Genomic DNA, 12,025 nt, shown 5'->3' with positions numbered 1-12,025 from the left:
ATGTGGTAAGCAAAGCCGAATGGCTACCAGTCTATTCATACCGTGGTACTTGGCCCTGGCGGCAAAACGGTTGAAATCCAGATCCGAACCAAACAGATGCATGAAGACGCCGAGCTGGGCGTTGCCGCGCACTGGAAATATAAAGAGGGCACAACCGGTGGCGCACGTTCTGGCCATGAAGATCGCATTGCCTGGCTGCGTAAACTGATTGCGTGGCAGGAAGAGATGGCGGATTCCGGTGAAATGCTCGACGAAGTTCGCAGCCAGGTCTTTGATGACAGGGTTTACGTCTTTACTCCGAAAGGCGATGTTGTTGACCTGCCAGCCGGGTCTACGCCGCTCGACTTTGCTTACCACATCCACAGCGATGTGGGACACCGCTGCATCGGGGCCAAAATTGGTGGGCGTATCGTACCGTTTACCTACCAGCTCCAGATGGGCGATCAGATTGAAATTATCACCCAGAAGCAGCCGAACCCAAGCCGTGACTGGCTGAATCCAAACCTGGGCTACGTGACCACCAGCCGCGGGCGTTCCAAAATTCATGCCTGGTTCCGCAAGCAGGATCGCGATAAGAACATCCTTGCCGGCCGTCAGATCCTGGATGATGAGCTTGAGCATATCGGCATCAGCCTGAAAGAGGCTGAGAAACACCTGCTGCCGCGCTACAACTTTAACGAGCTGGATGAGCTGTTAGCCGCCATCGGCGGGGGCGATATCCGTCTGAATCAGATGGTGAATTTCCTGCAAGCTCAGTTCAACAAGCCCAGTGCGGAAGAGCAGGACGCCGCCGCGCTGAAACAGCTTCAGCAGAAAAGCTATGCCCCGCAGCAGCGCAGCAAAGATAACGGCCGCGTGGTGGTGGAGGGCGTCGGGAATCTGATGCACCACATCGCCCGCTGCTGCCAGCCAATTCCGGGTGATGATATTGTCGGCTTTATCACTCAGGGGCGCGGGATCTCTATTCACCGTTCGGATTGCGACCAGCTCGCTGAGCTGCAATCCCACGCACCGGAGCGTATTGTCGATGCAGTCTGGGGCGAGAGCTACTCTGCTGGCTATTCGCTGGTGGTACGTGTCACCGCTAATGACCGCAGCGGTTTACTGCGTGATATCACGACCATTCTCGCCAACGAAAAGGTCAACGTGCTTGGGGTAGCCAGCCGCAGTGATACCCGCGAACAGCTCGCCACCATCGATATGACTATCGAAATCTATAACCTCCAGGTGCTGGGCCGCGTGCTGGGTAAACTAAACCAGGTGCCTGATGTGATTGACGCGCGTCGTCTTCACGGCGGTTAACACACTCTTCTGTAGGCCGGGTAAGGCATAGCAGCCACCCGGCATTTCTTTTTTTATCAGGACAGAATTATGACCCAAATCGACCGCCTGCTCGGCATCATGAAACGCCTGCGCGACCCGGAAAACGGCTGCCCGTGGGACAAAGAGCAGACCTTTGCCACCATCGCACCATATACCCTCGAAGAAACCTATGAAGTGCTGGACGCCATCTCCCGTGAAGATTTCGACGATTTGCGCGGTGAGCTGGGCGACCTGCTGTTCCAGGTGGTGTTTTACGCCCAGATGGCGCAGGAAGAAGGGCGTTTTAATTTTGACGACATCTGTGCTGCCATTAGCGACAAGCTGGAACGCCGACATCCGCATATCTTCGGCGATGCCACCGCAGGTAACAGCGCGGAAGTGCTGACCCGCTGGGAACAAATTAAGAGTGCAGAGCGCGCCGAAAAATCACAACATTCCGCGCTGGATGACATCCCTCTGAACCTGCCTGCGCTGATGCGCGCGCATAAAATTCAGAAACGTTGTTCTACCGTCGGTTTTGACTGGACGTCGCTTGGCCCGGTGCTGGACAAAGTGCATGAAGAGATAGACGAAGTGATGCACGAAGCGCAACAGGCCGTCGTGGATGAAGCAAAGCTGGAAGAAGAAATGGGCGACCTGCTGTTTGCGACGGTCAATCTTTCGCGCCATTTGGGTGTAAAAGCGGAAACCGCGCTGCAAAAAGCCAACATTAAGTTCGAGCGTCGTTTTCGCGAGGTTGAGCGGATTGTGGCCTCGCGTGGCCTGGAAATGACCGGCGTAGACCTCGATGTGATGGAAGAAGTCTGGCAGGAAGTAAAACGCCAGGAATCTGATCTCTAACGGATTTTTGCGATCAAGCGCAATTTGTGTGATTTTTTAAATGACAAGCGCTTGATTTGCGTCAAAAACATTTACCCGAAACGGGCTATTTTCTCACTCCTTATGTTTGTCATAGCCTGGAAAGGAGACGGAGAATGAAAGTTTGTGGCGCTCGCTGTGTTCGGGTATACTACTTTCCCGTCCTGGTTATTCCATCGTTTCACCCTAACTTCTCAGGTTCAGCATGACAACGAACTATATTTTTGTGACCGGCGGGGTCGTATCCTCTCTGGGTAAAGGCATTGCCGCAGCCTCCCTCGCAGCCATTCTTGAAGCCCGTGGTCTCAATGTGACCATGATGAAACTGGATCCGTATATCAACGTCGATCCGGGCACCATGAGCCCAACCCAACACGGGGAAGTGTTCGTTACTGAAGACGGCGCTGAAACCGATCTGGATCTTGGCCACTACGAGCGTTTCATTCGTACCAAAATGACCCGTCGTAACAACTTTACGACTGGTCGTATCTACTCTGACGTTCTGCGTAAAGAGCGCCGCGGTGACTACCTGGGCGCAACCGTGCAGGTTATCCCGCACATCACTAACGCAATCAAAGAACGTGTTCTTGCTGGTGGCGAAGGCCATGACGTTGTGCTGGTTGAAATCGGCGGTACTGTGGGTGATATCGAATCCCTGCCGTTCCTCGAAGCGATTCGCCAGCTGGCGGTAGACATTGGTCGTGAGCACGCGCTGTTCATGCACCTGACGCTGGTGCCTTACATGGCGGCCGCAGGTGAAGTGAAAACCAAACCCACTCAGCACTCCGTTAAAGAGCTGCTCTCTATCGGTATTCAGCCTGATATCCTGGTTTGCCGCTCCGATCGCGCTATTCCGGCCAACGAACGTGCGAAAATTGCATTGTTCTGTAACGTGCCAGAAAAAGCCGTTATTTCAATGAAAGATGTCGATTCCATTTATAAAATCCCGGGCCTGTTGAAATCACAGGGCCTGGACGATTATATTTGTAAACGATTCAGCTTGAACTGCCCGGAAGCAAATCTGTCCGAATGGGAACAGGTTATTTACGAAGAAGCTAACCCGGCAGGCGAAGTGACTATCGGTATGGTGGGTAAGTACATTGAACTGCCAGATGCCTATAAGTCAGTTATCGAAGCGCTGAAACACGGTGGTCTGAAGAACCGCGTCTCCGTTAACATCAAGCTGATTGATTCGCAGGATGTAGAAACACGTGGCGTCGAAATTCTGAAAGATCTGGATGCTATCCTCATCCCTGGTGGCTTCGGCTACCGTGGTGTAGAAGGCAAGATCGCCACCGCACGCTATGCGCGTGAAAACAATATTCCATACCTCGGCATCTGTCTGGGTATGCAGGTTGCGCTGATCGAATTTGCGCGCAACGTAGCGGGAATGGAAAACGCGAACTCTACGGAATTTGTGCCAGACTGTAAGTACCCTGTAGTGGCGCTTATCACTGAATGGCGCGACGAAGAGGGTAACGTCGAAGTCCGTACTGAGAAGAGCGATCTGGGTGGCACTATGCGTCTTGGCGCACAGGCCTGCCAGCTGTCCGACGATAGCGTTGTTCGCAAGCTGTATGGCGAACCAACCATCACCGAGCGTCATCGTCACCGCTATGAAGTCAACAACATGTTGTTGAAACAAATTGAAGCTGCGGGTCTGCGTGTTGCGGGCCGTTCCGGGGATGATCAGTTAGTCGAGATCATCGAGGTGCCAAACCATCCATGGTTCGTTGCCTGCCAATTCCACCCGGAATTTACTTCAACGCCGCGTGACGGACATCCGCTGTTTGCAGGCTTCGTGAAAGCCGCCAGCGATTACCAGAAGCGTCAGGCGAAGTAAAAAAAGTTAGAACGGCAACGCGTACCATTGGTACGCGTTGTTTGTCTGGAGTTTTAGTTTAACTTGTACTGAGGAAAATCTAATGTCCAAAATCGTTAAAGTCATCGGTCGTGAAATCATCGACTCCCGTGGTAACCCGACCGTTGAAGCCGAAGTTCACCTGGAAGGTGGTTTCGTCGGTATGGCAGCTGCTCCATCAGGTGCTTCTACTGGTTCCCGCGAAGCGCTGGAACTGCGCGATGGCGACAAATCCCGTTTCATGGGCAAAGGCGTACTGAAAGCTGTTGGCGCTGTAAACGGTCCTATTGCTCAGGCAATCCTTGGCAAAGACGCCAAAGACCAGGCTGGCATCGACAAGATCATGATCGATCTGGACGGTACTGAAAACAAATCTAACTTCGGTGCTAACGCAATCCTGGCTGTTTCCCTGGCGAACGCCAAAGCAGCAGCAGCTGCAAAAGGCCAGCCACTGTTCGAGCACATCGCTGAACTGAACGGCACCCCAGGCAAATACTCCATGCCAGTACCAATGATGAACATCATCAACGGTGGTGAGCACGCGGATAACAACGTTGATATTCAGGAATTCATGATTCAGCCAGTTGGCGCGAAATCCCTGAAAGAAGCGGTACGTATGGGTTCTGAAGTGTTCCACAACCTGGCTAAAGTTCTGAAAGCTAAAGGTATGAACACTGCTGTTGGTGACGAAGGTGGCTATGCGCCAAACCTGGGTTCTAACGCAGAAGCTCTGGCAGTTATCGCAGAAGCAGTGAAAGCTGCTGGCTACGAGCTGGGCAAAGACATCACTCTGGCGATGGACTGTGCAGCATCTGAATTCTACAAAGACGGTAAATACGTTCTGGCTGGCGAAGGCAACAAAGCGTTCACCTCTGAAGAATTCACTCACTTCCTGGAAGACCTGACCAAACAGTACCCAATCGTTTCTATCGAAGACGGTCTGGACGAATCTGACTGGGCTGGTTTCGCATACCAGACCAAAGTACTGGGCGACAAAATCCAGCTGGTTGGTGACGATCTGTTCGTAACCAACACCAAGATCCTGAAAGAAGGCATCGAGAAAGGCATCGTTAACTCCATCCTGATCAAATTCAACCAGATCGGTTCTCTGACCGAAACTCTGGCTGCGATCAAAATGGCGAAAGACGCTGGCTACACCGCTGTTATCTCTCACCGTTCTGGCGAAACTGAAGACGCTACTATCGCTGACCTGGCTGTTGGTACCGCAGCGGGCCAGATCAAAACGGGTTCTATGAGCCGTTCTGACCGTGTTGCTAAATACAACCAGCTGATTCGTATCGAAGAAGCTCTGGGCGAAAAAGCACCATACAACGGTCGTAAAGAGATCAAAGGCCAGTAATAGCCTTTAAGTCTTAAAATGAAAATGCCAGTCGAATGACTGGCATTTTTTTTGGCTATTTAAAATCGACGGCCATCTGTTCGGGGATTGTCAGCCCCTGAGTGGTCTGTACACAGCGGGCGATGTAGTCCGTAAAGCGGGGCGGTTTTGGCATCCCCATGCTCAACAGCTTGTCGTTGCTAAAGCGCACGTTAAGCGTGGCAAAGGCGCCGTACAAACGCATCGCCTTAAGCATCAGACGCTCGTTGCAGGGGCCAAAAATGTGCTTCAGTTCCCGGCGCATTTTCACCAGCGTTTCATAACTCACCTGCGCGTATTTGTCTCCGACCGGCGCTTTCTCCAGCGCTTCCGCCATTGCCATATCAATATCAGCAAAGCGAACGCTGTTCTCTTCCCCGGCTGAAATATGGACCACCTCGCCCTGCCCGGCAGAACTGTTGAGTAGCATCAGCAGCGCATCAGCACAGTAATCCACAGGCACGACATCGACTTTATCTTCCATCGAGCACATGAATTTTTGCAGCATCAGCCCCATACTGAAGACCCAAAAAATACTGCTCGAAGGCGTGCAGCCGTGACGCGTATGGCCGACCACAATTGATGGGCGGGCAATCAACAGCGGTAAGCGCGGGCATTGCTGGCGCATCAGCTGCTCAATGGTGGATTTCGAGTAGGTGTATTCCACCAGATGCTCGGCGTTCTCTCTGAACTCAGCACTTTCGGCAACCAGGCTATCCTGTTCCGGCGTGCATGACATGGCTGTCCCTACGTGCAGGAAACGCTGCAAACCTTCAACCTGTTCCATTCTGGTAGCGAGTGCCAGCGTACCTTCGACGTTCACTTTCCAGATAAGCGGGTTATTTCCAAAGGACGCGACGGCTGCACAGTTAAGTACGTGAGTCACGTGCTCCAGTCGCGGATCGCTGAGAAAATCGTGCGCGTTAGCGAGATCGCCGATGAGGATGTCATCCGCGTTCAGCCTGGCCAGCGTGTTCTCATGAACATGGAATTTGCGCATATTCTCCTTTACGCGCTCAAGCCCTTCCTGCGGGCTGCCGGCACGCACCAGCAGCAGCAAGTTTACCGCCTGATCGCTATTAAGGATTTTTTCGAGTACTGCTCCGCCAAGAAACCCGGTCACGCCCGTGATGAATAACGTATTCATGGATACTGTCTCATGCTGATAGATGAGCGGATTGTAGGCGGGGAAAAGTAAACGGCGTTTAAATAAAGAAATGCCGTTATAAGTCTTATCTTAAGCTTATTTTAAGGTAAGGAAATCAGGAGGAGATATTCGACAACGGAACGTAATGAATGATTCAATTAAATATTTTAAAATATTTAACACTTTGTTTTTTAATGAGTTGTTTTTATTTGATTATGTTTTTTAGTTGATTCTAAATGTAAAAATAAAAATGGTTTGTTACACCATGATGGAAAGCTAAAACGAATGATTATTTCCCAAAGTAAAATCACGGAAACTCACAGCGAATAGGGTAACAGGACGAAATAAAATAACCGGCTAAATAATTGTTATAATAATGGAGGAAGTGTTGCATTGGCTGTCTGCGGCTTTTGTCAGGTCCTCCGCTGCGGGTGTTGGGACGGTTTGTCCCGGTAATTAGCGGGCAAAGCACCGATGGAGCATGATCCTTCGACGGGGATCTGCGATAATTAATGATTACCCCATTAACTGAGAAGACTATGCAGTACCCGATTAACGAGATGTTCCAGACCCTGCAAGGCGAGGGTTACTTTACCGGCGTTCCCGCTATTTTTATTCGTTTACAGGGATGCCCGGTTGGCTGTGCCTGGTGTGATACCAAACATACGTGGGATAAACTCGCAGATCGGGAAGTGTCGCTGTTTAGCATTCTGGCTAAAACCAAAGAGAGCGATAAGTGGGGCGCGGGGAGTTCAGAAGATCTGCTGGCGATTATCGGTCGTCAGGGCTGGACGGCGCGCCATGTGGTGATCACCGGTGGTGAGCCTTGCATTCACGATTTAACGCCGCTGACTGAGCTGCTCGAAAAGAACGGTTATAGCTGTCAGATTGAAACCAGCGGTACGCATGAAGTGCGTTGTTCCCATGCGACCTGGGTGACGGTTTCACCGAAAGTGAATATGCGCGGTGGCTACGATGTGTTGTCTCAGGCGCTGGAGCGTGCTGACGAAATCAAACACCCGGTTGGCCGCGTACGTGATATCGAAGCGCTGGATGAACTGCTGGCGACGCTGTCTGATGAAAAACAGCGCGTGATTGCGCTTCAGCCTATCAGCCAGAAAGACGATGCCACACGTCTGTGTATTGAAACCTGCATTGCCCGCAACTGGCGCCTGTCGATGCAGACGCACAAGTACCTGAATATTGCTTAAAAAAAGCCCGGCATTGACCGGGCTTTTTTCTTACTATCCGCGATACACGCAGCCTGCCGTACAGGTTTCTTTGATCATCACCGCGCTCAGCAGTGGCACCAGCGGCTTCATCTGATCCCAAATCCATTTTGCCAGCACTTCGCTGGTCGGGTTTTCAAGGCCCGGGATATCATTTAGATAGTAGTGATCAAGGCGATCGTAAGTCGGCTTAAACGCCGCTTTCAGTTCAGCAAAGTCCATGATCCAACCGGTATGCGGATCGACTTCACCCGTGATTTCAAGACGCACCATAAAAGAGTGCCCGTGTAAACGGCCACATTTATGCCCGGCAGGGACGTGTGGAAGATGGTGTGCGGCTTCGAAGACGAAATCTTTAAACAGTGTGGTGGACATCATGAACTCTCAAGTAATGCGGAAAAAACCGCCGCATAGTACCGGAAAGCACATTTTTTAGCATTAACTAAAACGGCCTTTACCTTCATTGATGATGGGAACAGCGTTTTATCTGGTTTTTGTATTTATATTTCAATTGGTTAGATAATCGGTTTTATCGTTAAGAACGATAGCTAAAACAGGTTAGTCCATTTGGTTATTTATTATTTCCATCCCTTCTTTAATTGTTATTATCCCCGCCGTTAACCTTATCTCTAGTTTGGTCTTTTTGCATAAATTCCGCTTTGCTACTGGAACATAACGACGCATGACAACACAGGCCCCACCTTCAAATTTGCTTCCCCTGAACCCGGAGCAACTGGCGCGCCTACAGGCCGCCACCACTGATTTTTCACCCACTCAGCTTGCCTGGGTGTCCGGCTATTTCTGGGGAATGCTTAACCAACAGCCAGGGGCCGTTGTTGCCGCGCCTGCCGCTGCCGTTGAGATCCCGGCTGTTACGCTTATCTCCGCCTCGCAGACGGGCAACGCCCGCCGTGTTGCCGAAGCGCTGCGTGATGATCTGCTTGCCGCCAAACTGAACGTGAACCTGGTTAACGCCGGGGATTATAAATTCAAACAAATCGCGTCAGAAAAACTGCTGGTGGTTGTGGCTTCAACTCAGGGCGAGGGCGAACCTGCTGAAGAGGCAGTGGCGCTACATAAGTTCTTGTTCTCGAAGAAAGCACCAAAACTGGATGGCACTGCCTTTGCCGTGTTTGGCCTGGGCGACACCTCCTATGAATTCTTCTGCCAGTCCGGTAAAGACTTCGACAGCAAGCTGGCTGAGCTGGGCGCTGAGCGTCTGCTGGACCGCGTTGATGCCGATGTGGAATACCAGCCCGCGGCGGCGGAATGGCGTTCTCGCGTGGTCGAGGTGCTGAAAGCGCGTGTGCCGAAAGAGACATCCGCGCAGGCAGCATTCAGCGCCACTGGCGCCGTTAATGATATTCACACTAGCCCGTACACCAAAGAGGCGCCGCTGACGGCAAGCCTGTCGGTGAATCAGAAGATCACGGGTCGCGACTCAGAGAAAGACGTTCGCCATATCGAAATCGACCTGGGCGATTCCGGTTTACGCTATCAGCCGGGCGATGCGCTGGGTGTCTGGTACCAAAACGACTCTGCATTAGTGAAAGAGCTGGTAGAGCTGCTGTGGCTGAAAGGCGACGAAACGGTCACCGTTGAAGGCAAAACACAGACGCTTGCAGAAGCGCTGCAATGGCATTTTGAGCTGACCGTGAACACGGCCAACATTGTTGAGAATTACGCCACCTTAACGCGCAGCGAATCCCTGCTGCCGTTAGTGGGCGATAAAGCGAAGTTGCAGCACTATGCGGCCACTACGCCGATTGTTGATATGGTGCGTTTCGCACCAGCGCAGCTGGATGCCGAAGCGCTGGTTGGCCTGTTACGTCCGCTGACGCCGCGTCTTTACTCAATCGCCTCTTCGCAGGCGGAAGTAGAAAGCGAAGTCCACGTGACCGTGGGCGTGGTGCGTTATGACATCGAAGGCCGTGCTCGTGCAGGCGGTGCATCCAGTTTCCTGGCTGACCGTATCGAAGAAGAGGGTGAAGTTCGCGTCTTTATCGAGCACAACGACAACTTCCGTCTGCCGGCAAACCCGGAAACGCCGGTCATTATGATTGGCCCAGGCACCGGTATTGCGCCGTTCCGTTCCTTTATGCAGCAGCGTGTGGCAGACGATGCATCCGGTAAAAACTGGCTGTTCTTCGGCAACCCGCACTTTACGGAAGATTTCCTCTACCAGGTTGAATGGCAGCGCTATGTTAAAGAAGGCGTGCTGAGCCGCATCGACCTGGCCTGGTCGCGTGATCAGAAAGAAAAAGTATACGTACAAGACAAACTGCGCGAACAGGGCGCAGAGCTGTGGCGCTGGATCAATGACGGTGCCCACATTTATGTCTGCGGCGACGCTAATCGCATGGCGAAAGACGTTGAGCAGGCTTTGCTGGAAGTGATTGCCGAATTCGGTGGTATGGATGCCGAAACGGCGGATGAATATTTAAGTGAGCTGCGCGTAGAGCGCCGTTATCAGCGAGATGTCTACTAATGAGCGAAAAACACCCTGGCCCACTGGTGGTCGAAGGCAAACTGACTGATGCCGAGCGCATGAAGGTTGAGAGTAACTACCTGCGCGGCACCATTGCCGAAGATTTGAATGACGGTCTGACTGGCGGTTTTAAAGGCGACAACTTCCTGCTGATCCGTTTCCACGGTATGTATCAGCAGGATGACCGCGATATCCGCGCCGAACGTGCAGAACAAAAGCTGGAGCCGCGTCACGCGATGCTGCTGCGCTGCCGCCTGCCGGGTGGGGTTATCACCACCAAACAGTGGCAGGCAATCGACAAATTTGCCCATGACAACACTATTTACGGCAGCATCCGTCTGACGAACCGTCAGACCTTCCAGTTCCACGGTATTCTGAAAAAGAACGTGAAGCCGGTACACCAGATGCTGCACTCGGTCGGGCTGGACGCGCTGGCGACCGCTAACGACATGAACCGTAACGTGCTCTGCACCTCGAACCCGTTTGAGTCTGAGCTTCATGCCGAAGCGTACGAATGGGCGAAGAAAATTTCTGAGCACCTGCTGCCACGTACCCGCGCCTATGCGGAGATCTGGCTCGATCAGGAAAAAGTTGCCACCACAGACGAAGAACCGATCCTCGGCCAGACGTATCTGCCGCGTAAGTTCAAAACCACAGTGGTGATCCCGCCGCAGAACGATATCGATCTGCACGCTAACGACATGAACTTCGTGGCGATTGCGGAAAACGGCAAGCTGGTGGGCTTTAACCTGCTGGTGGGCGGCGGTTTGTCTATCGAGCACGGCAACAAGAAAACCTATGCCCGTACGGCGAGTGAGTTCGGCTTCCTGCCGCTTGAGCACACGCTGGCGGTGGCGGAAGCGGTTGTTACCACGCAGCGCGACTGGGGTAACCGTACCGACCGTAAAAACGCGAAAACCAAATACACCCTGGAGCGCGTGGGCGTTGAGACGTTTAAAGAAGAAGTGGAACGTCGCGCCGGCATCAAATTTGAGCCGATCCGCCCTTACGAATTCACCGGTCGCGGCGATCGCATCGGTTGGGTAAAAGGCATCGACAATAAATGGCACCTGACGCTGTTTATCGAAAACGGCCGTATTCTGGATTATCCGGGGCGTCCGCTGAAAACCGGTTTACTGGAAATTGCTAAGATCCACAAAGGCGAGTTCCGTATTACGGCTAACCAGAACCTGATTATTGCCGGTGTGCCGGAAAGCCAGAAAGCGAAGATCGAGAAACTGGCGCGCGATCATGGGTTGATGAATGCGGTGAAACCGCAGCGTGAAAACTCCATGGCCTGCGTGTCATTCCCGACCTGTCCGCTGGCAATGGCCGAAGCTGAACGCTTCCTGCCATCGTTCACCGACAAAGTGGAAGCGATTCTGGAAAAACATGGTATTCCGGAAGAGCATATCGTGATGCGTGTGACTGGCTGCCCGAACGGTTGTGGCCGTGCGATGCTGGCAGAGCTGGGTCTGGTGGGTAAAGCGCCGGGTCGCTACAACGTGCATCTTGGCGGTAACCGGATGGGGACGCGTATTCCGCGTATGTATCGCGAGAACATTACGGAACCAGAAATTCTTGATTCCGTTGACGAGCTTGTCGGGCGCTGGGCGAAAGAGCGCGAAGCGGGTGAAGGCTTCGGCGACTTTACGGTGCGTGCGGGCATCATTCGCCCTGTGCTCGATCCCGCACGGGATTTCTGGGAGTAACATCCCGACGGTTTTACAGGTTTTGTAGG

At 52.6% G+C, this 12,025-nt stretch carries 8 protein-coding genes and 1 pseudogene; 7 read left to right on the top strand and 2 right to left on the bottom strand.

Annotated elements, in window-relative coordinates; genetic code table 11:
• Positions 1-12: 12 nt before the first annotated feature.
• From relA to eno, 4 genes and pseudogenes are all read left to right on the top strand, one after another.
• Positions 13-1,302: pseudogene (gene relA, locus M987_RS00910) on the top strand (GTP diphosphokinase); the annotation flags it as partial.
• 69 nt (positions 1,303-1,371) lie between these two features.
• Positions 1,372-2,163 (top strand): nucleoside triphosphate pyrophosphohydrolase, encoded by a 792-nt coding sequence (mazG, locus tag M987_RS00905; protein WP_014071563.1) that lies wholly within the window; start codon positions 1,372-1,374, stop codon positions 2,161-2,163.
• Between the two features lie 223 nt (positions 2,164-2,386).
• Positions 2,387-4,024, top strand: coding sequence for a glutamine hydrolyzing CTP synthase (gene pyrG / locus M987_RS00900; protein ID WP_014071562.1), 1,638 nt, complete (start codon positions 2,387-2,389; stop codon positions 4,022-4,024).
• An 82-nt stretch (positions 4,025-4,106) separates the two neighbouring features.
• On the top strand, positions 4,107-5,402 hold the full coding sequence (gene eno / locus M987_RS00895; protein WP_014071561.1) for a phosphopyruvate hydratase: 1,296 nt from the start codon (positions 4,107-4,109) through the stop codon (positions 5,400-5,402).
• Positions 5,403-5,457: 55 nt separating this feature from the next.
• Here the strand turns inward: eno and M987_RS00890 are convergent, their stop codons facing one another.
• A complete protein-coding gene (locus M987_RS00890; RefSeq protein ID WP_014071560.1) occupies positions 5,458-6,567 on the bottom strand; it encodes an SDR family oxidoreductase in 1,110 nt (369 codons plus the stop codon).
• Between the two features lie 539 nt (positions 6,568-7,106).
• On the opposite strand from M987_RS00890, the gene queE reads away from it, so the two are divergent.
• The gene (gene queE, locus M987_RS00885) at positions 7,107-7,778 is read left to right on the top strand and encodes a 7-carboxy-7-deazaguanine synthase QueE (RefSeq protein WP_014071559.1); all 672 of its coding nucleotides are present in this window, start codon (positions 7,107-7,109) and stop codon (positions 7,776-7,778) included.
• A 33-nt stretch (positions 7,779-7,811) separates the two neighbouring features.
• Here queE and queD read toward each other — a convergent pair whose 3' ends face one another.
• Entirely contained in the window at positions 7,812-8,174 is a 363-nt protein-coding gene (gene queD, locus M987_RS00880) for a 6-carboxytetrahydropterin synthase QueD (protein ID WP_014071558.1), read from the bottom strand.
• Positions 8,175-8,478: 304 nt separating this feature from the next.
• On the opposite strand from queD, the gene cysJ reads away from it, so the two are divergent.
• Together cysJ and cysI are read left to right on the top strand one after the other, a co-directional pair.
• Positions 8,479-10,284, top strand: coding sequence for an NADPH-dependent assimilatory sulfite reductase flavoprotein subunit (gene cysJ / locus M987_RS00875; protein WP_014071557.1), 1,806 nt, complete (start codon positions 8,479-8,481; stop codon positions 10,282-10,284).
• Complete coding sequence (gene cysI, locus M987_RS00870) at positions 10,284-11,996, top strand: assimilatory sulfite reductase (NADPH) hemoprotein subunit (protein ID WP_014071556.1); 1,713 nt, start codon at positions 10,284-10,286, stop codon at positions 11,994-11,996. Before cysJ ends, cysI begins: the two co-directional genes overlap by 1 nt.
• The last annotated feature ends 29 nt before the right edge of the window (positions 11,997-12,025 follow it).

This window comes from Enterobacter soli ATCC BAA-2102 (assembly GCF_001654845.1).
Lineage (GTDB): Bacteria > Pseudomonadota > Gammaproteobacteria > Enterobacterales > Enterobacteriaceae > Enterobacter > Enterobacter soli.
This window is presented reverse-complemented; position numbering and strand designations above follow the sequence as displayed.